The sequence below is a fragment of the Sphaerotilus hippei genome (assembly GCF_003201595.1).
Taxonomy (GTDB): domain Bacteria; phylum Pseudomonadota; class Gammaproteobacteria; order Burkholderiales; family Burkholderiaceae_C; genus Sphaerotilus; species Sphaerotilus hippei.
The window spans coordinates 31,402-50,095 of sequence record NZ_QJJS01000012.1 but is presented as its reverse complement, the minus strand read 5'-3'; the positions used below and the strand labels follow the sequence as shown (position 1 = coordinate 50,095).

Annotated in this window: 17 protein-coding genes; 9 read left to right on the top strand and 8 right to left on the bottom strand. The window is 71.3% G+C overall.

The window, feature by feature from the left end; all coding sequences use genetic code 11:
- The first annotated feature begins 68 nt into the window (after window positions 1-68).
- From C7444_RS13290 to C7444_RS13265, 6 genes are all read left to right on the top strand, one after another.
- Window positions 69-527 carry a RidA family protein gene (locus C7444_RS13290; RefSeq protein WP_110401337.1) on the top strand — a complete coding sequence of 153 codons (459 nt, stop codon included), beginning with the start codon at window positions 69-71 and terminating at the stop codon, window positions 525-527.
- The gene (locus C7444_RS13285; RefSeq protein ID WP_110401336.1) at window positions 524-1,036 is read left to right on the top strand and encodes a disulfide bond formation protein B; all 513 of its coding nucleotides are present in this window, start codon (window positions 524-526) and stop codon (window positions 1,034-1,036) included. Before C7444_RS13290 ends, C7444_RS13285 begins: the two co-directional genes overlap by 4 nt.
- A 132-nt stretch (window positions 1,037-1,168) precedes the next feature.
- Window positions 1,169-2,905 carry an ATPase, T2SS/T4P/T4SS family gene (locus C7444_RS13280; RefSeq protein ID WP_110401335.1) on the top strand — a complete coding sequence of 579 codons (1,737 nt, stop codon included), beginning with the start codon at window positions 1,169-1,171 and terminating at the stop codon, window positions 2,903-2,905.
- Window positions 2,883-3,614: a hypothetical protein gene (locus C7444_RS13275; RefSeq protein ID WP_110401334.1), complete on the top strand. Its 732-nt coding sequence runs from the start codon at window positions 2,883-2,885 to the stop codon at window positions 3,612-3,614. The genes C7444_RS13280 and C7444_RS13275 overlap by 23 nt, the downstream gene beginning before the upstream one ends.
- 231 nt (window positions 3,615-3,845) lie before the next feature.
- The gene (locus C7444_RS13270) at window positions 3,846-4,076 is read left to right on the top strand and encodes a hypothetical protein (protein WP_110401333.1); all 231 of its coding nucleotides are present in this window, start codon (window positions 3,846-3,848) and stop codon (window positions 4,074-4,076) included.
- Between the two features lie 128 nt (window positions 4,077-4,204).
- Window positions 4,205-5,068, top strand: a complete 864-nt coding sequence (locus C7444_RS13265) for an HDOD domain-containing protein (protein ID WP_110401332.1) — start codon at window positions 4,205-4,207, stop codon at window positions 5,066-5,068.
- A gap of 40 nt (window positions 5,069-5,108) precedes the next feature.
- Here the strand turns inward: C7444_RS13265 and parC are convergent, their stop codons facing one another.
- The 6 genes from parC to C7444_RS13235 form a co-directional block, all read right to left on the bottom strand.
- Window positions 5,109-7,436, bottom strand: a complete 2,328-nt coding sequence (parC, locus tag C7444_RS13260; protein WP_110401331.1) for a DNA topoisomerase IV subunit A — start codon at window positions 7,434-7,436, stop codon at window positions 5,109-5,111.
- Between the two features lie 21 nt (window positions 7,437-7,457).
- Window positions 7,458-7,883: a hypothetical protein gene (locus C7444_RS13255; protein WP_146219398.1), complete on the bottom strand. Its 426-nt coding sequence runs from the start codon at window positions 7,881-7,883 to the stop codon at window positions 7,458-7,460.
- A 271-nt stretch (window positions 7,884-8,154) separates the two neighbouring features.
- Window positions 8,155-8,814, bottom strand: a complete 660-nt coding sequence (locus C7444_RS13250; protein WP_110401329.1) for a response regulator — start codon at window positions 8,812-8,814, stop codon at window positions 8,155-8,157.
- Entirely contained in the window at window positions 8,811-10,415 is a 1,605-nt protein-coding gene (locus C7444_RS13245; RefSeq protein ID WP_110401328.1) for a GAF domain-containing sensor histidine kinase, read from the bottom strand. Before C7444_RS13245 ends, C7444_RS13250 begins: the two co-directional genes overlap by 4 nt.
- A gap of 63 nt (window positions 10,416-10,478) precedes the next feature.
- The gene (locus tag C7444_RS13240) at window positions 10,479-11,705 is read right to left on the bottom strand and encodes a mechanosensitive ion channel (protein ID WP_146219397.1); all 1,227 of its coding nucleotides are present in this window, start codon (window positions 11,703-11,705) and stop codon (window positions 10,479-10,481) included.
- A 156-nt stretch (window positions 11,706-11,861) separates the two neighbouring features.
- Window positions 11,862-13,832: a DNA topoisomerase IV subunit B gene (locus tag C7444_RS13235; protein ID WP_110401326.1), complete on the bottom strand. Its 1,971-nt coding sequence runs from the start codon at window positions 13,830-13,832 to the stop codon at window positions 11,862-11,864.
- 176 nt (window positions 13,833-14,008) lie between these two features.
- On the opposite strand from C7444_RS13235, the gene C7444_RS13230 reads away from it, so the two are divergent.
- Window positions 14,009-14,770, top strand: coding sequence for a hypothetical protein (locus C7444_RS13230; protein ID WP_245909554.1), 762 nt, complete (start codon window positions 14,009-14,011; stop codon window positions 14,768-14,770).
- Window positions 14,771-14,783: 13 nt separating this feature from the next.
- Here the strand turns inward: C7444_RS13230 and C7444_RS20920 are convergent, their stop codons facing one another.
- Both C7444_RS20920 and gloA2 read right to left on the bottom strand, forming a co-directional pair.
- On the bottom strand, window positions 14,784-16,727 hold the full coding sequence (locus C7444_RS20920) for a methyl-accepting chemotaxis protein (RefSeq protein WP_110401325.1): 1,944 nt from the start codon (window positions 16,725-16,727) through the stop codon (window positions 14,784-14,786).
- A 132-nt stretch (window positions 16,728-16,859) separates the two neighbouring features.
- A complete protein-coding gene (gloA2, locus tag C7444_RS13220) occupies window positions 16,860-17,273 on the bottom strand; it encodes an SMU1112c/YaeR family gloxylase I-like metalloprotein (protein WP_245909553.1) in 414 nt (137 codons plus the stop codon).
- A gap of 49 nt (window positions 17,274-17,322) precedes the next feature.
- Between gloA2 and C7444_RS13215 the strand changes: the two genes are divergently transcribed.
- Together C7444_RS13215 and C7444_RS20800 are read left to right on the top strand one after the other, a co-directional pair.
- Window positions 17,323-18,555, top strand: coding sequence for an MFS transporter (locus C7444_RS13215; RefSeq protein ID WP_110401401.1), 1,233 nt, complete (start codon window positions 17,323-17,325; stop codon window positions 18,553-18,555).
- Window positions 18,552-18,680 carry a hypothetical protein gene (locus tag C7444_RS20800; RefSeq protein ID WP_259372560.1) on the top strand — a complete coding sequence of 43 codons (129 nt, stop codon included), beginning with the start codon at window positions 18,552-18,554 and terminating at the stop codon, window positions 18,678-18,680. Before C7444_RS13215 ends, C7444_RS20800 begins: the two co-directional genes overlap by 4 nt.
- Window positions 18,681-18,694 lie beyond the last annotated feature (14 nt).

Below are 18,694 nucleotides of genomic sequence, written 5' to 3'. Positions count from 1 at the left end.
CACTGTGGCCGGTGTACGATTCAAAATCCATCGCCCGAAAGACGGGCATCAACCGACCAGACCCCCCGATGAGCATCCAAGACCGCCTGAAGAACCTCGGCATCGAACTGCCCCCCGTCGCTGCACCGGCTGCGGCCTACGTGCCGTTCGTGCGCACCGGCAACCTCGTCTTCCTCTCCGGCCACATCGCCCGGCGGGATGGCAAGCCCTGGGTGGGCCAGCTCGGGCTGGACATGGACACCGCCACCGGCAAGCTGGCCGCGCGGGCCATCGCCATCGAGCTGATGGGCACGCTGCAGGCCGCGGTCGGCGACCTGGGCCGGGTGCGCCGCATCGTCAAGGTGATGTCGCTGGTCAACAGCACGCCCACCTACACCGAGCAGCACCTGGTGACCAACGGCGCCTCCGAACTGCTGGCCGAGGTGTTCGGCCCGGAGATCGGCGCGCACGCGCGCAGCGCCTTCGGCGTCGCGCAGATCCCGCTGGGGGCCTGCGTCGAGATCGAGCTGATCGCCGAAGTGCAATGAAGGGCTCGCCCACCGCCGCGCGGGCCGGTTTCCTCGCGCTGGCGGCCGTCAGTGCCGCGGCGGTGGCCGCGGCCGTGGCCGCCCAGCACCTGCTCGACATGCAGCCCTGCCCGTGGTGCATCCTGCAGCGGGTGATCTTCCTGGCCATCTCGCTGGTGGCGGTGATCGCCGCGCTGGGCATCGGCGCACGCCCGTCGGCTTGGCGCCGGCGCCTGACCGGCGCGTCGGCCGGCGTGCTCGCCGCGCTGAGCGCCGCTGGCGTGGCCACCGCGGCCTACCAGCACCTGGTGGCGTCGAAGTCATCGTCCTGCGCGATGACGCTGGCCGACCGGATCGTCTCCGGACTGGGACTGGACCGCTGGCAGCCGGAGGTGTTCGAGGTGCGGGCCTCCTGCGCCGAGGCGGCGGTGTCGGTGCTGGGCGTGCCCTTCGAGCTGTGGAGCCTGCTGCTGTTCGTCGTGCTGGGCAGTGCCGGCGTGATGCTGGCGCTGCGGGCCGGCCGGCGCTGAACCGGGATCTTGCGTCCTTCACGGCCGCGACCTCCCCTGCCCGAGGGGCTCGCGCCCCCTCTCGAGGCGGGACATGACGGCGGTGCGGCCCGACTGCGGCTACCCTGAGACTTCGAGACTCCACCGGATCACATGACCGCACCGCAACGCGCCGCCCTGGCCACCGCACCCCGATCGGGACTGGACGAAGCCGGGCAGGCCGCCCGGCAGGCCTCGCAGCGGCTGGACGGACGTTTCCGGGCCGAAGTCCGGCTGCCCACCGACGCGCCCGGCCCGGTCCGCGAGGCGGCCTACCGGCGCTGGCTGGTCGAGCGCGCCGGCATGCCGCTGGCCGCGCTGGCCAGCGCCCCGGTGCGGGTGGCCGACCTCGACCTGATCGGCCCGCAGGAAGGGCTGGCGCGCCTGTGCGTCGCGCTGCGGCGCGACGACGGCGGCCCCGACCTGGTGCTGGCCGACCCCTTCGATCGTGGCACCCGCTGGTGGCTGGAAGCGCGCATCCGGCGCGCCCACCGGCCCCGCTGCCGCTGGTTCGTCGCCCCGCACGAGGACCTGATCGACTACTGGCAACGCACCGCTCGCGAGCTGCCGCTGTGGCCGGCGCCCGGCCCGGACCTGTCCGGCGCCGCCGACGCGCCGGAAGCGGCCCTGCCCTGCGGCGGACCGGCCGACGGCGCACGCAGTCCCTTGCGCGAGCTGCTGACCGACGCGCTGCGCGACGGCGCCCGGCGCCTGCACCTGACGGCCGACCACCACGGGCTGCGGCAGCGCCTCGGGTTCACCAGCGGCTGGCAGGCCCGCCCGGTGAACACGCTGCGCATCGGCGAAATGCCCGGTGGCGCGGCACTGGACGTGCTGGCCGACCTGCATGCGCAGGTCGACTGGCACGCGGCCGATCCGACGGCCGGCCTGCTGCCCCTGCCCTTCCATGACCGGACGGTGTGCTGCCCGGTGCGCCTGCTGGCCTGGCAGGCCGGCGAGCGCAGCGTCGTGATCGAGCTGGCCGGCCTCGCCACGACCGGCTCGCCCCGGCCGGTGCCGCTCGAAGGCACGACCCGTTCGGGCCTGGTCCGGGCGCTGGGCCGGCCCTTCGGGCTGCTGGTGCTGGCCAGCCCGCCCGACCAGGGCAAGGGCGAACTGCTGTCGCAGTGCCTGACGTCGCTGACCTCGCCCGCCCGGCACGGATCGATGCTGCTGGTGCGCGCCGCCAACCGGGCCGGCAGCGACACGGACCCGGCGCTGCGGTCGGCCGGGGTGACGGTGATCGACCGGCCCGCCCTGCCCGGCACGCTGGACGCGCAAGTCCAGGCCCTCGGCCCGGCCCTGGTCGCGCTCGACGACGTGGACACGCCCGCGCTGGCCGCCTGGGCGCTGCAGCAGGCGCTGAGCGGGCGCAACGTCGTGCTGACCCTGGCCGCGCCCCATGTGCCGGGCGCCTGGGAACGCCTGCGCCACCTGTGCGGGCCGGACAGCGGGGCCACGCTGGGATCGGTGCTGACCGGGCTGTACGCCCAGCGTCTGCTGGGCACGGTGTGCCGGCACTGCCTCGAGACCGACGACCCCGACGACGCCCGGCTGCGCGCCAGCGGCCTGAGCCGCGACGTCCGCGAGGAAGGCTGGGCCTTCGTGCGGGGCACCGGCTGCGCCGCCTGCCACCACACCGGGCAGGACGGCCAGGTCGTGATCTCGCAGTGGTTCGATCCCGGACAGCACCTGAGGGCCTCGCTGGGCAGCGATGCCGGCCTCGACGCGCTGATGCAGAACATCGCGGCCATCGGCCTGCCCAGCCTGCGCGAAGCCGCGCTGCAGCAGGTCTGCGACGGCCTGGTGACGCTGGAGGAAGCCGACCGTGTCACTGCGGTGGACGAGTGAGCTGGGCCTGCAGCTGCACCTGCGCAGCTGCCAGGCCGAACGCTGGGGCCCCGGCTGGAGCGCCCGCCCGCGGGCGACGGCCACCGGCAGCGGCCTGGGCGCCGCCTCGATCGGGGCGGCGCTGGACGCACTGCAGCGGGCCGACCCGCAGCCCTGGCGCGGCAGGGTGCGCATGACGGTGGACGACGAGTTCGCCCACCACACCCTGATCACGCTGCCCTCGCCGCCCTGGCTGGCGCCGCAGCGCCAGCAGGCGGCGCTGGCGCTGGCGCGGCAGCAGTTCAGGCAGGCCCTCGGCACGGACGAGCTGATCGTGCGCGTGCGGGCCATGGGCAACACCCGGACCTGGCTGGCCAGCGCCGTCGCCCAGGAGGACGTGCGGCAGTGGCGCCAGGCCCTCGAGGCCCGCGGGCTGGGCACGGGCCGCATCACGACCACGCTGGGCGACGACCTGCTGCGCCTGCGCACCCGCATCGCCGACCCCGATGCCGTGGTGGCGCTGGCGCGCGAGGAAGGCGTGGCGCTGGTGCGCCTGCTGCAGCGGATCCCGGTGGCCATCGGCTGGGAAACCCTCGACCCCCAGGACCACGGGCAGCTCTCGCGCCGCCTGCACGCCTTCGTCCATCAGCCCGGCTTCCGGCACGACAGCGTCGTCTACCTGCAGGCCGAGAGCCGCACGCTGTGCCGCTACCGCTGGTCGGCCGACTGACGCAAAAAAGAGCCCGGACCAGCCGGGCTTCAAAAACCCCAAGCCGACTCCATCGACGGCTTGGCGCAGGGGAAAAAGTTACGTTTGTTACGTTGATCGGATTGGAGCACAGACCCCCGTGCGGCACAAGCCACGGTTGATATCCCTCATTCGCGGGGTCGAGCTTCATGGCACAGTGGGTCACGGACCCGCACCCGATGTGCGGAAGCACCTTCAGAAGGAGACACACCCATGGATGAACTCCGCGTCGCCGACCTGGGCCTGCCGCTGGCCACGCCGTTCCACGACCTGTATCGACTGTGGTCCTGGGAAGAGGCGCTGCATGCCCAGCAGCGGGTGATGAGCGAATGCCTGCAGTCCCACCAGCTGTGGCTGTCGTGGTGGGTCTCGTCGCTGCCGTCGATGGACTGGTCGCACATGGAGTCGCCGCTGCCGCTTCCGGACGGAACGCCGAGGCGCTGATCCGCGCGTTTCGTGCCGCAGGCCCGGCGCAGGGAAAACACGGTGCCGGGTGAGCTCAATGCGTCCGGACGAAGGTCGATATCCCGGAACGACGTCCGCAAGGTGCGGACCACGTCAGGAGTCCGACCATGCGCATCGCCCATCTCTTTGATCATGCCCACGCCCTGCCGACGATTCCCAAGGTCGTGCACCAGCTGATCCAGAGCTTCAACCACGAAGAGGTGTCGATCGACGAGATCGCCAGCCAGATCACGGCCGACCCGGTCATCAGCGCCAAGCTGCTGCGCCTGGCGAACTCGGCCTACTTCCATGTCACGCACAAGGTCAGCACCGTCGATGACGCGCTGCGCATGCTGGGGTTCGTCATGGTGCGCAACCTGGTGGTCGGCAGCGGGCTGGCCGGCGGCTTCAAGGCCACGCCGAGCCTGAACCTGAACCAGTTCTGGAGCTACTGCCTGGGCACGGCCGTGACCGCGCGCTGGCTGGGCAGGCTGGCCGGAGAGAACACCGACCTGTGCTTCACCGTCGGCCTGACGCATGCCATCGGCGAACTGGTGATGCATGCGGCCATGCCCGAGCAGATGCTGTTCATGGACAGGACCTGCTCACCCATCGACCCGCGCCGCGCCGAGATGGAGACCCAGAGCTTCGGCTACCACTATGCCGACGTCGGTGCCGAGCTGGCGCGGCGCTGGCATTTCCCCGACGAGATCACCGAGGCCATCCGCCACGTGCCCTCGCCGCTGGAGGACGAATCGGGTGGCAAGGTCGCGGCCATCGTGCATCTGGCTGCCTGGCGGGCCCGGGTGTCGGAATACCGGCTCGGCAGCGAGGAGCTGGTCGCGTCCTACCCCGGGGACGTCGGCCAGCGCCTGGGCATCGCGCCGACCTGGCTGCCCGAGCTGGCGGCCGAACACGCTCACCTGAAGCCCAAGGCGGTGATGCCCCCGCTCGAGGAGCTGCTGGGCGGCCTGCAGGACCTGCTGCACTGAGCTGCGCCGGGGGAACGGCGGCACCGCACCCCCGGTCGCATCAGCCCTGCGGCAGCAGGCGCTGGACCTTGATGGCCGGCTCCAGCGCCCGGCCCTTGCGCCCGCGCTTGCCCTGGAAAGGCAGCTGGTGCTGGGGCTTGAGGTCCTCGTCCTTGGCCCGGCCACCACGGCCCAGGCCGATCACCCGCAGCACCTGGTCGTAGGTGGCGACGGCCGCGAGCGGATCGAGCGCGTCCACGTCGAGCAGCATCAGCCCGCGCCCGCCGTTGGGCTGGTGCTTGAGCTCGTCGAGCCCGAAGACCAGCAGGCGACCGCTGGCCGAGGCGCAGGCCACCCGCTGGTGCGACGGCGCCACCAGCACCGGGGCCAGGCACTGCTCGCTGTCCTCGACCGTGAGGAAGCTCTTGCCGCCCTTCTGACGCCCGGTCAGGTCGCTGACCCGGGCGAGCAGGCCGTAGCCGGCGCTGTTGGCCAGCAGCAGCATCGTCGCGGGGGCGGCCGCCAGGTAGTGCTGGATCTGCGTGCCGGCCTCGAGGTCGATCAGCGTGGTGATCGGCACGCCGTCGCCGCGGGCGCCCGGCAGGCTGGCGACCGCCACCGAATAGACCCGCACGCTGCCGCCCCGGGGCGTGCCCCAGACCAGCAGCGTGTCGACGGTGCGGCATTCGAAGGTGCCGTACAGGCCGTCACCGGCCTTGAAGGCGAAGCCCGAAGCGTCATGGCCATGGCCGCCGCGCGTGCGCACCCAGCCCTTCTGGCTGACCACCACGGTGACCGGCTCGTCGACCACCCTGACCTCGGCGACGGCACGCCGTTCCGCCTGGATCAGCGTGCGGCGCTCGTCGCCATGCAGCTTGGCGTCGGCCTCGATCTCGCGGATCACGGTGCGGCGCAGCACGGACGGCTGATCGATGATGTCCTGCAGCTTGCCCTGCTCGGTGCGCAGGGTGGCGAGTTCCTGCTCGATGCGGATCGCCTCCAGCCGCGCCAGCTGGCGCAGCCGGATCTCGAGGATGTCCTCGGCCTGGCGGTCGCTGAGGCGGAAACGCACGATCAGCGCGGCCTTGGGCTCGTCGCTCTCGCGGATCAGCGTGATGACCTCGTCGAGGTTGAGCAGCACCAGCTGCCGGCCCTCGAGGATGTGGATGCGGTCGAGCACCTTGGCCAGCCGGTGCTCGGTGCGCCGGCGCACCGTGGCCAGCCGGTAGCCGATCCACTCGCCCAGGATCTGGCGCAGGCTCTTCTGGGTCGGCCGCCCGTCGGCGCCGATCATCGTCATGTTCACCGGCACCGAGCCTTCCAGCCCGGTGTGGGCCAGCAGCGTGGTGATCAGCTCCTGCTGGCTGACGGTGCGGCTCTTGGGCTCGAAGACCAGGCGCACCGCGGCGTCCTTGCTGGACTCGTCGCGCACCGCGTCGAGCACCGACAGCACCGTGGCCTTGAGTTGCGCCTGCTCCGGCGTGATCGCCTTCTTGCCGGTCTTGATCTTCGGGTTGGTCAGCTCCTCGATCGTCTCGAGCACCTTCTGCGCGCTGGTGCCCGGCGGCAGCTCGGTGACCACCAGCTGCCACTGGCCGCGCGCGAGTTCCTCGATCTTCCAGCGCGCGCGCACCTTCAGGCTGCCCCGCCCGGTGCGGTAGGCCTCGCGGATGTCGCTGTCGCTGGAGATGATCTGGGCGCCACCGGGGAAGTCCGGACCGGGCAGCAGCGCATGCAGCGCGTCGTCGCTCAGCGCCTCGTCGCGGATCAGCGCCACGGCGGCGGCGGCCACCTCGCGCAGGTTGTGGCTGGGCACCTCGGTGGCCAGGCCCACGGCGATGCCCGAGGCCCCGTTGAGCAGCACGAAGGGCAGCCGGCCGGGCAGCTGGCGCGGCTCCTCGGTCGAGCCGTCGTAGTTGGGGATGAAGTCGACCGTGCCTTCGTCGATCTCGTCGAGCAGCAGGCGGGTGATCGGCGCCAGGCGGGCCTCGGTGTAGCGCATCGCCGCCGCACCGTCGCCATCACGCGAGCCGAAGTTGCCCTGGCCGTCGATCAGCGGGTAGCGCTGGCTGAAGTCCTGCGCCATGCGCACCAGCGCGTCGTAGGCGGCGGTGTCGCCGTGCGGGTGGTAGCGGCCGAGCACGTCGCCGACCACCCGGGCGCACTTGACCGGCTTGGCGCCACCGGTGCCGGCGAACGCCAGGCCCATGCGCTGCATCGAGTAGAGGATGCGGCGCTGCACCGGCTTCTGGCCGTCGCACACATCGGGCAAGGCGCGCCCCTTGACCACGCTCAAGGCGTATTCGAGGTAGGCGCGTTCGGCATAACGCGCCAGCGTCAGCGCGTCGTCTCCGTCGGGGGAGGAAAAATCGATCGTCTTCTGGTCCATCGTCTCGCGGGGTGTGGTGCCTCAGCCGACCGGACGGTCGACCCATGGTACCCAGGCACGTTCGTGCACCTGCGCCGCGATTGTGCAGGACAAGGCCGCGTCCCCGGAACCCGGCGACGCGTCGTGGGGCTCCACGCCGGCGTCGGGGATGCCGAACTCCTGCCAGTCGGTCAGCGGCGCCGGCTCCTGCGCCGAGCCCTCGGCGTCGGTCTCGAAGAGGCTGAAGCGCAGCTCTTCCATGAACTGGGTGTCGAGCCGGAAGCTCGCCCAGTCGATGAGCGTGTCGGGGAAATCGGCGTCAGGCTCGTCCGGGAGCGCGACGTCGACCCGGGGCGCAGCGGACGCGACCCGGCGCGCGCCCTGCCCGGACCAGCTGCGCCAGCCCTTGATCACCAGCACCAGCGTGAGCAGCAGCATCAGCTGCAGCGACAGGATCCAGCTGTTCATCATCGTCACCACGGATCAGCGCAGGCGGACCGGACACGCGAGGCGGAAGGAACGGCGGCTGACGACCGCCCTCTTCCCGTGGCCATGCAGACACGGGTCCCTGTCGAGTTGTTCATTTAAAAAGACCCTCCCTGTCAGTTGTATGGTCCGGCGAGCGGCTTCGCAGGGGGAGAAAGCACCGCCGCTCGCTGACGACGATGTTAGGAGCGCGCAGGGGAAAACACCCCCGACCCGGGTCGGGTCGGGGCCCATACCAAAGTCGGGGACGGGTTCAGTCGGTGGCGACGATGCGGTGGCGCAGGGCCAGCAGCACGGCCTCGGTGCGGTTGCTCGCGCCCAGCTTGCCGAGGATGTTGGTGACGTGGTACTTGACCGTGGGCAGCGCGATGTGGAGCTGCCCGGCGATGTCCTGGTTGCTGCAGCCACGCGCCATCAGCGCCAGCAGGTCACGCTCGCGCTGGGTCAGGTCGGCCCCGGGAGCGGGGCTGCGCTGGGCATCGATCAGCGCCTCGGTGACCTCGGGCGACAGCACACGGCGCCCGCCATGGGCACCGCGGATGATGTGGACCAGCTCCTGCGCCGAAGCCGTCTTGGCGAGGAAGCCGCTGGCCCCGGCGGCCAGCGCACGCTGCACCTGAGCGGGCTCGACCAGGCTGGTCAGCACCAGGAAGCGGGTCTGCGGCAGGCGGGCGGCCAGCGCCTGCAGCACCTCGATGCCGTCCATCTGGGGCATCAGCAGGTCGAGCAGCACCACGTCGGGCGCCACCTCGGGAATCAGGCGCACGGCATCGCGGCCGTGGGCGGCCTCGCCCACGCACTCGAGGTCCGTCTCGCCCTCGACCATGGCGATCAGCCCCAGGCGGATCATCGGGTGATCGTCGACGACAAACACGCGGATGGCCGGGGCGGCAGAAACAGGGGACGGGGTCATGGGGGATCAGGATTATCGGAAATCAGAGCGGTTGAATGCTCGATGCGCACCGATGTACCTTGGTCGGGCGAACTGATGAATTCGAGCCGGGCGCCGATCTCGGCGGCGCGGTCGGCCATGTTGCCCAGGCCGAAGTGGCCGGGCCGATGCAGGCCGGTCTCGAAACCGCGGCCATTGTCGGTGATGGTCAGGACCACCGGACCGTCGGCCGGGGCCTGCCACCGCACCAGCACCTCGCTGGCCCCGCTGTGGCGGGCCACGTTCGACAGCGCCTCCTGCGCGATGCGGTAGAGCTGCACCCGCACGGCCGCGGGCAGCCGGTCCTCACGATCGAGCTGCTGGGTCACGACCACCTCGCCGCGGCAGGCCAGCGCCTCGATCGCATGGCCGAGCAGTTCGGCCAGCGGGGTCTGCTCGATCGCGTCGGGGCGCAGCTCGAACATCAGCAGGCGCATCTCCGACAGCGCTCCGCGGTTCAGGCGCTGCAGCGTCTGCGCCTGCCTGCGCAGACGCTCGCCGGCCTCGAGGTCGCCACGATCGGCCAGCGTGGCCACGGTGCCGGCAATCACGTTGGCGGCGAACAGGGTCTGCGACACGGCGTCGTGCAGGTCACGGGCGATGCGGTTGCGCTCGGCCACCACGGCCATGTCCTTCTGCTGCGCCAGCAGCTGGGCGTGGCGCATCGCCAGCCCCGTCTGGCTGCCCACGGCGCTGAGCAGGCGCATGCGCTGCTCGTCGAAGTAGTCGGGGTCGCTGTGATCGACCCGCAGCACGCCCATCACGCTCTCGCGCGACTTCAGCGGCACGGCCATCCAGGCGCGGGTGCTGCGGTAGAGCTCGGAGGTGCGGGCATCGTCGGACAGGAAGCTCCACAGCCACGACAGCAGGCTCTGGCGCACCTGGTTCTCGACCACCGGCAGGCCCTCCCGCTCGATCTGCTCGTAGCGCTGCAGGTTCTGGCGCGACAGGCGCATGCCGGTCAGGTCCTCGGCCGGCATCTGGTCGATCTGGTCGGACGCGTGGCGGTAGCCCATCAGCACCACGTGCCCGCCGGCCTCGCGCTCGCCGCGCGACCAGACCGAGGCGCTGCTGTAGGCCATGGTCTGCTCCAGCGCGCCGAGCGCCTCGTCGACCAGCTCGTTCAGGTCGGACTTGCTGGCCAGGCCGATGGACAGGTTCTGCAGCGTCGACAGCTCATGGGTGCGCGCCTCCAGCCGGTGGCCGAGCACTTCGGCATGGGCGACCAGCACCCGCTGGCGCCGGCGCGTGCCCTCGACCAGCCGGCGCAGCGAGACGCAGGCGCGCTGCACGTCGGCGCTGGTGTGCGACAGCGGGAAGTTGTGCTCGTCGTGCACCGTGCTGCGGCGCAGCACCTGCGAACCGATGCTGAAGCCGCGCAGCACCTTGGCCGTCTGCCACGCGAGGGCCGCGGCGGCGGCCGTGCACGAGCCCCCGGTGAGCAGCACGGCCAGCACGACCTCCTGCGGCAGCGCCAGCACACGGTGCGCCAGCCCGGCCAGCGCGAGCGTCGGCACCGCGCCGACCAGCAGGTGCTGGATGAGCAGGCGCCGGCTCTCGAACCAGCGCCGCAGGCGCCGCATCAGCGGCCCGGGCAGGCGCGTCGCCCGCCCGCTCGTCCGGTCTGCATGCCCATGGCCGGCTCCTCAGTCGGGAAAGCGGATCGGCGGCGGCGAGTCCGGACGGCGCGTGCGCAGCGCCGCGACCGCCTCCTCGAGCAGGCGCCCGGCGACATGGCGCCCGCCCACCCCCACGGCCACGGCCACCCCGATGGCCAGCGCACCGACCACCCCGCCGAAGGCGATCGCGACGATGTCGCCGGGCAGGCCGGCCTGGCGCAGCGCCAGTGCTGCGGTGAAGAACAGGATGGCCAGGCGCGCCATCTGCGCCAGTGCCGGCGCATTGGCGGCCGAACCGGCGCGGATCACGCGCATCGCCGCGGCCGACAGCCACAGCCCGGCGAGCATGACCACCACCGCCACCATCACCCGCGCCACGGCCGCGCCGATGTCGGCCACCAGCCGGGTCAGGATGGAGAAGCCGAGCACCTCGCAGGCCTGCATCAGCGCGACCAGCACGATGGCCCCCATCACCACCGAGCCGGCCAGCTCCGAGGCGCTGCGCCCGCCCGGCAGCAGGCCGGCGCTCATGCCCAGCTGCTGCGGCAGCTTGTTGAAGCCCATGCCGCCGAGCAGCCCGGCGACGATGCCCGAGACCGCCCGCCCGATCAGCGCGGAGATCGCCAGGATGATCACCGAGGCGGTCACCTTGGGGATCAGCGCGACGATGGTGTCGAGCAGATGGCTGACCGGCTGCGTGACCGCGTCCAGCCCGAGCGGCTCGAGCGCGGCCGCCAGCACCGGCAGCAGCACGAAGGAGAACACCATCGAGCCGACCAGGCCGGCCAGGCCGTGCTCACCCAGCGAGGTGGCCAGGCCGAGCCGCTCGGCCAGCCGCTCCGAGCCGGCCGCGCGCAGCAGGCCGGTGACGATCTGGCGCAGGATGCGCGCGACCAGGAAACCGATCGCGAAGACCACCCCGGCCCCGACCAGGTTGGGCAGGAAACCCATGATGCGCGACATCATGACGTTGACCGGCACCAGCAGGCCCTGCAGCTCCAGCGTCTCCAGCAGGCCCGGCAAGGCCAGCAGCCAGACCACGCCGGCGCCGATGTTGGCCAGCATCAGCGAGAAGCCGGGCGTCTGCAGCCGGCTGTCCAGCCCGCGCCGCAGGCACACCCGCAGCACCCCGCCGCGCACCAGGCGCGAGGCCACCCAGGCCACCAGCGCCAGCACCAGCGCGCCGACGATCTTCGGGCCGTACGGGCCCAGCCCGCCGGCGACGACCGCGAGGGCCGCCTTCACTTCATCCATGTTCACCACCCCAGTGCAGATTGCCCCGTGGCGCCTGGCGCGCCACGCCTCCCTCCCCGGCGAGGTACAGCCCGGGGTGCCCTCTCGGCCTTGGCGGCCGATCGTGGCGCCCGGCCGGGCCGCAGGTCCGCGGCCGGCCGGATCACCGTGCAGGCCTCAGACGTCGACTTCGACGTCGTCGCCGTGCAGCTCCATCAGTTCGCGCCGCGACGCGGCCTCGCCCTTGCCCATCAGCTTGGTCAGCGCCTCGACCGTGGCACCGAAGTCGACCGCGCCGCAGTCGACCCGCAGCAGCCGGCGCGTGTCCGGGTTCAGCGTGGTCTCCCACAGCTGCTCGGCGCTCATCTCGCCCAGGCCCTTGAAGCGGCTGATGCTCCAGCTGTTCTCGCGGGCGCCGTCCTTGCGCTGCTTGTCGAGAATGGACTGCAGCTCGCCCTCGTCGAGCGCGTAATGCTTGGCCGCCAGCTTCTTGCCACGCGCGGGCACGTCGACCCGGTAGAGCGGGGGCTTGGCCACGAAGATGTGGCCGGCCTCGATCAGCCGGGGAAAGTGGCGGAAGAACAGCGTCAGCAGCAGCACCTGGATGTGCGAGCCGTCGACGTCGGCGTCGCTGAGGATGCAGATCTTGCCGTAGCGCAGGCCGCTGAGGTCCGGCTGGTCGTCCGGCCCGTGCGGGTCGACCCCCACGGCCACCGCGATGTCGTGGATCTCGTTGTTGGCGAACAGGCGGTCGCGCTCGACCTCCCAGGCGTTGAGCACCTTGCCGCGCAGCGGCAGCACCGCCTGGGTTTCCTTGTTGCGCCCCATCTTGGCGCTGCCGCCGGCCGAGTCGCCCTCGACCAGGAAGACCTCGTTGAGGCTCAGGTCGCGGCTCTCGCAGTCGGTCAGCTTGCCCGGCAGCACCGCCACGCCCGAGCCCTTCTTCTTCTCGACCTTCTGGCCCGCGCGCTGGCGCGCCTGGGCCTGACGGATGACCAGCTCGGCCAGCTTGCGGCCGTATTCGACGTGCTGGTTCAGCCACAGCTCCAGCGCCGGTCGCACATAGGCCGACACCAGCCGCAGCGCGTCGCGGCTGTTCAGGCGCTCCTTGATCTGGCCCTGGAACTGCGGATCCAGCACCTTGGCCGACAGCACGAAGCTGGCGCGGCCGAACACGTCGTCGGGCATCAGCTTGACGCCCTTGGGCAGCAGCGCATGCAGCTCGACGAAACCCTTGACCGCCTGGAACAGGCCGTCCTTCAGGCCCGCCTCGTGCGTGCCGCCGGCCACCGTGGGGATCAGGTTGACGTAGCTCTCGCGCAGGTTCGAGCCTTCTTCGGTGAACGCGACGCACCAGGCCGCACCCTCGCCTTCGGCGAAGGTCTCGCTCTCGCCGCGGGTGGCGTGCTGCTCACCCTCGAACAGCGGGATCAGCGTGTCCGCGCTCAGGTGCTGCTGCAGATAGTCACGCAGGCCGCCCTTGTACAGCCAGGTCTGCACCTCGCCGGTCTTCTCGTGGCGCAGCGTCACGGTGACGCCGGGCATCAGCACCGCCTTGCTGCGCAGCAGGTGGGTCAGCTCGGCGCGCGGCAGGTCGGCGCTCTCGAAATAGGTCGCATCGGGCCAGACCCGCACCGTCGTGCCCTGGCGGCGGTCGCCGCTGCCGGCCGGGCGCACCACCAGCGGCTCGATCACGTCACCGCCCGAGAACGCCAGCTGCGCCACCTGGCGGTCACGCCAGACGCTGACCTGCAGCCGGGTCGACAGCGCATTGGTCACGCTGACGCCCACGCCGTGCAGGCCGCCGGAGAAGCTGTAGGCCCCGCCGGAGCCCTTGTCGAACTTGCCGCCCGCGTGCAGCCGGGTGAAGACGATCTCCACCACCGGCACCTGCTCCTCGGGGTGCAGGCCGAATGGAATGCCGCGACCGTCGTCCTCGACGCTGATGGAGCCGTCGAGGTGCAGGGTCACGGCGATGCGCTTGCCGTTCTGCGCCAGGGCCTCGTCGGCGGCGTTGTCGATCACCTCCTGCACGATGTGCAGCGGGTTGTCGGTGCGGGTGTACATGCCCGGCCGCTGCTTCACGGGTTCCAGCCCCTTGAGCACACGGATCGAACTCTCTTCGTAGCTGCCTTGTTTGCTTGCCATGGCGGCGGATTCTAGGGACAGCGGCGACCCGCCCACCAGCCGGGCCGCAACATCGGGTTGCATGCCGGGGTGGGCCGACGCCATGGAAAGCGGGCCGGAGGTGCTAGCCTGAGCCCGTCCGCGGCCGGCCGACCGGCCCGCCGCACCCGCTGTTCCCACCTTCCAGTCGACACGCCATGAACACCGTCCGCCCTTCGATCCGAACGATCCTGCCGACCCGACTGCCGCGTGCCCTGGTGGCACTGGCCGGCATCTGTTGCGTCGCCACGACACATGCCGCCGACATCGGCACCGTGCAGCAGCTCGACCAGCGCGAGTTCCGGCTGCTCAGCGAGGACCTGGGCGCTGCCCTGTCCTACAAGCCGCTGATTCCGACCGCCCCGCTGGGCACGCTCGGCTTCGATGTCGGCGTGGCGGTGAGCGGCACGGTGCTGGAGCACCGCGACCTGCTGAAGAAGGCCGCCGGTGGCGGCTCGGTGCCCGGCACGCTGCCGCTGGCCTCGGTGCGCCTGGACAAGGGGCTGCCGTGGAACTTCGACGTGGCCGTCGCGGTGGGCCAGGTGCCCGGCAGCAACATCGAGACCAGCGGCGCCGAACTGCGCTGGGCCTTCATCCCGGGCGACGTGCTGGTGCCGGCGGTGGCCGTGCGTGCGGCCTACACCCGGCTGTCGGGCGTCGACCAGCTCCAGCTGCGCACCTCGAGCGTGGACCTGTCGGTCTCCAAGGGTTTCCTGCTGTTCACCCCGTACGCCGGCATCGGCGTGGTGCAGGTGCACAGCCAGGCGCAGGGCATCGCCACGCTGCAGAAGGAGCGCTTCAACCTGAACAAGGTGTTCGTCGGCGCCAACCTCAACCTGGGGCTGATCAACGTCGCCGTCGAAGGCGACAGGACCGGCAAGAACACCTCCTACGGCGTCAAGGCCGGCCTGCGCTTCTGAGCGGACCGCGGTCTCAGCCGGCCCGGGCCCGCTCGGCCAGCCGGAAGGCGCCCACCGTCTCGGACAGGCGCAGCGCCTGCTGGCGCAGGCTGCCGGCCGCCGCGGCGGTCTGCTCGACCAGCGCGGCGTTCTGCTGGGTCGACTGGTCGATCTGGCTGACGGCCGCGTTCACCTGCGTCATGCCCGACTCCTGGGCGAGGCTGGCGGCGGACATCTCCGCGATCAGGTCGTTGACGCGGCGGACGTGATCCACCACGCCGGAGATGGTCTGCCCGGCCTCGCTGACGCGGGCATGTCCCAGCTCGACCTTCTCGACGCTGTCGGTGATCAGCACCTTGATCTCGCGTGCCGCGCTGGCCGAGCGCTGCGCCAGCGTGCGCACCTCGGCGGCCACCACGGCAAAACCGCGGCCATGCTCGCCGGCACGGGCCGCCTCGACGGCGGCATTGAGCGCCAGGATGTTGGTCTGGAAGGCGATGCCGTCGATCACGCCGATGATGTCGGAGATCTTGCGGCTGGCCACCTGGATGTCGGTCATGGTGTCGACCACCTGATGCACCGCGTGCCCGCCCTGGGAGGCGACGGTCGTGGCCTGGTTGGCCAGCTGTTCGGCCAGGCGGGCGTTTTCGGCCGAATGGCGGGCCGAGCTCGCCACGTCCTCGAGGGACGAGGCGGTTTCCTGCAGGTTGGCGGCCTGGTGCTCGGTCCGGGTCGACAGGTCGGCATTGCCCGAGGCGATCTGGGCCGCCGCGGTGGCGATCGTGTCGCTGCCCTCGCGCACCGAGCCGACCATGCCCGAGAGCTTCTGCACCATGTCGTCCAGCGTGCGCAGCAGCTGCGCGAGCTCGTCGTCGCCCTCGGCGTGGACCCGCTGCGACAGGTCGCCGCCGGCCACGTCACGGGCCAGGCGCACGGCCGCATCGACCGAGCGGGTGGTGCTGCGGGCGATCGACCAGGACAGCCAGCCACAGACCCCGACCATCCCCGCCACCAGGGCCGCGATGCCCCAGGCCAGCTGCTGCTCCTCGCGGGCACGGGCCTCGAGCACCTGACGCAGATGCGGCAAGGCGGCGTCGATCAGCGTGAACTGCGCATCGATGGCCCGGGAGGTCTCGGCGAAATAGGCCTTGGCCTCCATCTGGCCGCTGGCATGACCCTGCAGCACCGACTGCACCAGCCGTTCCATCTGCTGGAGCTGGGCCGCCGCCGTGGTGCGCGGCGTCGCCAGCAGCCGATCGACCGCGGCCGATGAGGTCGCGCTGGCCGCCAGATGCCGACCGGCGTCGACGAAATGGGACTGCCCCTGCCGCATCAGCGCCGCCATCTCGGCCTGTGCCACCGGCGTCATCTCCCGACGGGTCAGCGCCAGCGTGCCCTTGGCCCGCAGCTGGCCCAGGGTCTCGGTGACGCGCGGCATGTCCTCGAGCACGCCCATCACCAGGTGGTAGGTCACCGGATCGGCATCGAGGCTCAGCGCCGACGCGTCCATCACCTCGGTCAGCAGCCCCAGCTGCAGCGTGATCAGCTCCGTGTGGCGGGTGAAGTTCTGCACGGCATCGACACGCTGCGCACGCACGTCGTCGACCAGGGCCGTCCAGCGGGTCTTCAAGGCCCCCAGGCTGCGCTGGACACCCGCATCGTTCAGCGCCGACAGCGCCGCGTCGGTCTGCTCGAAACCGGTCGAGGCGGCTTTTTCAGCCTCCTCGCGGATCGCCCGCATGCCCTCGTTGCCGGTGAGCACGCCGCCGGCCGCGCCTCGGTGCTTCTGGGTCAACATCACGAGCTTGAGCACGTTCTCGGCTGGCGTCAGCCCCGACAGCTGCCGCGTGGCCGTGGCCGCCGCCTGCGACTGCCCCATGATGACCAGCGCCGAGAGCGGCACGATCACGCCGAGCGCCAGCGCGCCCAGCAACAGGAACTTCTTGGCCATCGGCAGGCGTTGGTGCCAGGAGATCATCGGTCGATCCTTCTACAGCGTGTTGTGGTGTCAGTGCATCCCGGTGTGATCGACACCCGAGACCCCCAACGACATCGTGAAGGAGTTCAACCTGACGGAATCCGTCAAGAAATGACGTTTTTTCGTGTTTGATCAAGCACGTACCAACGATGGTGACCTCGGGCTGGCCAGCTCGACCAGCTCCAGCGGCAGGCCGTCCGGGTCGGCGAAGAAGCAGAACCGGTCTCCGGTGAACTCGTCCAGGCGCACCGGCTCCAGCTCGACGCCCAGCGCCTCGAGCCGGCGACGTTCGGCATCGAGGTCGCCGACCCGGAAGGCCAGGTGGCGCAGGCCGCAGGCCTCGGGGCGGGACGGGCGCGGCGGCGCGCCGGGAAAGCTGAACAGCTCGAGCTGCAGCCCGCCCTCGCCCGCCAGGTCGAGCTTCCAGGACGAGCGGGCCTCGCGCCAGTGTTCGGCCAGGATCCGCAGGCCCAGGATGCGGATGTAGAAATCCTTCGACCGCTCGTAGTCCGAGGCGATCAGGGCGACGTGGTGCATGCCTTGCATGCTCCCCATGATGCCCGAGCGGCTGCGGCGCATGCACTACATTGGCGGGATGTCCTCGCCACCTGCCTCCTCCCCACGCCTGTCGATGAGCCGGGTGCTCTGGTGCGGCGCCGCCATCGTCACGCTGTCGATGGGCATCCGCCACGGCTTCGGCCTGTGGCTGGCCCCGATCACGATGGACCGGGGCTGGACGCGCGAGACCTTCTCCTTCGCGATGGCGGTGCAGAACCTGGCCTGGGGCCTGGCCGGCCCGCTCACCGGCATGCTGGCCGACCGCTGGGGCGCCTTCCGGGTGCTGGCCGCGGGCAGCGGGCTCTATGCGCTGGGCCTGCTGCTGATGGCGCTGTCGACCACCGGCCTGGCCTTCACCGGCAGCGCCGGGCTGCTGATCGGCATCGCCCAGTCGGGCACGACCTACGCCGTCGTCTACGGCGTGATCGGCCGCCATGTCGACCCGGCGCGGCGCTCATGGGCGATGGGGGTGGCCGCGGCGGCCGGCTCCTTCGGCCAGTTCCTGATGGTGCCGGTGGAGAACTGGCTGATCGCCAGCTTCGGCTGGCAGCAGGCGCTGATGCTGCTGGGCGCGCTGGCGCTGCTCATCACGCCGATCGCGCTGGGGCTGCGCGAGCCGGCCCGGGCGGCCACGTCCAGCCAGGCGCACCAGAGCGTGCTGTCGGCGGTGCGCGAGGCCTTCGGCGAGCGCAGCTTCCAGCTGCTGATGGCGGGCTACTTCGTCTGCGGCTTCCAAGTCGTCTTCATCGGCGTGCACATGCCCAGCTACCTGAAGGACCACGGGCTCGCACCCGAGGTCGCCACCGGCGCGCTGGCGCTGATCGGCCTGTTCAACGTCGTGGGCACCTACACCGCCGGCTCGCTGGGGCAGCGTTTCCCGAAACGCTACCTGCTCTCGGGCATCTACCTGCTGCGCTCGCTGGCCATCGTGATCTTCCTGAACGTGCCGCTGACTCCGATGAGCGTCTACGTCTTCGCGGCGGTGATGGGGGTGCTGTGGCTGTCGACCGTGCCTCCGACCAACGCGGTGGTGGCCCAGGTCTTCGGGGTGCAGCACCTGTCGATGCTCGGCGGCTTCGTCTTCCTGTCGCACCAGGTCGGCTCCTTCCTGGGGGTCTGGCTGGGCGGGCGCCTCTACGACAGCACCGGCAGCTACGACATCGTCTGGTGGATCGCCGTGGCGCTGGGCGTGCTCGCCTTCGCGGTCAACCTGCCGATCCGGGAGACGCCGCTGGTGCGGGCGCCGGCCGGCGCACTGGCGGCCCGATGAGCCCGCGCACCAGCCGCTGGGCCGCCACCGCGGTGATCACCGCGGCCTTGCTGGCCGTCTTCGCGAGCTACTTCCAGCCCGGGCTGATCGTCGACCTGGGCAACCGGCTGTGGAGCTGCTTCTGACCTCGCCCGCGCCA

Excerpts from the sequence above, each read along its gene's own strand:
- C7444_RS13290 (WP_110401337.1), top strand. The coding sequence starts at position 69 with ATGAGCATCCAAGACCGCCTGAAGAACCTCGGCATCGAACTGCCCCCC.
- C7444_RS13285 (WP_110401336.1), top strand. The coding sequence starts at position 524 with ATGAAGGGCTCGCCCACCGCCGCGCGGGCCGGTTTCCTCGCGCTGGCG.
- C7444_RS13280 (WP_110401335.1), top strand. The coding sequence starts at position 1,169 with ATGACCGCACCGCAACGCGCCGCCCTGGCCACCGCACCCCGATCGGGA.
- C7444_RS13270 (WP_110401333.1), top strand. The coding sequence starts at position 3,846 with ATGGATGAACTCCGCGTCGCCGACCTGGGCCTGCCGCTGGCCACGCCG.
- C7444_RS13265 (WP_110401332.1), top strand. The coding sequence starts at position 4,205 with ATGCGCATCGCCCATCTCTTTGATCATGCCCACGCCCTGCCGACGATT.
- parC (WP_110401331.1), bottom strand. The coding sequence starts at position 7,436 with ATGGACCAGAAGACGATCGATTTTTCCTCCCCCGACGGAGACGACGCG.
- C7444_RS13255 (WP_146219398.1), bottom strand. The coding sequence starts at position 7,883 with ATGAACAGCTGGATCCTGTCGCTGCAGCTGATGCTGCTGCTCACGCTG.
- C7444_RS13250 (WP_110401329.1), bottom strand. The coding sequence starts at position 8,814 with ATGACCCCGTCCCCTGTTTCTGCCGCCCCGGCCATCCGCGTGTTTGTC.
- C7444_RS13245 (WP_110401328.1), bottom strand. The coding sequence starts at position 10,415 with ATGCGGCGCCTGCGGCGCTGGTTCGAGAGCCGGCGCCTGCTCATCCAG.
- C7444_RS13240 (WP_146219397.1), bottom strand. The coding sequence starts at position 11,705 with ATGGATGAAGTGAAGGCGGCCCTCGCGGTCGTCGCCGGCGGGCTGGGC.
- C7444_RS13235 (WP_110401326.1), bottom strand. The coding sequence starts at position 13,832 with ATGGCAAGCAAACAAGGCAGCTACGAAGAGAGTTCGATCCGTGTGCTC.
- C7444_RS13230 (WP_245909554.1), top strand. The coding sequence starts at position 14,009 with ATGAACACCGTCCGCCCTTCGATCCGAACGATCCTGCCGACCCGACTG.
- C7444_RS20920 (WP_110401325.1), bottom strand. The coding sequence starts at position 16,727 with ATGATCTCCTGGCACCAACGCCTGCCGATGGCCAAGAAGTTCCTGTTG.
- gloA2 (WP_245909553.1), bottom strand. The coding sequence starts at position 17,273 with ATGCAAGGCATGCACCACGTCGCCCTGATCGCCTCGGACTACGAGCGG.
- C7444_RS13215 (WP_110401401.1), top strand. The coding sequence starts at position 17,323 with ATGTCCTCGCCACCTGCCTCCTCCCCACGCCTGTCGATGAGCCGGGTG.
- C7444_RS20800 (WP_259372560.1), top strand. The coding sequence starts at position 18,552 with ATGAGCCCGCGCACCAGCCGCTGGGCCGCCACCGCGGTGATCACCGCG.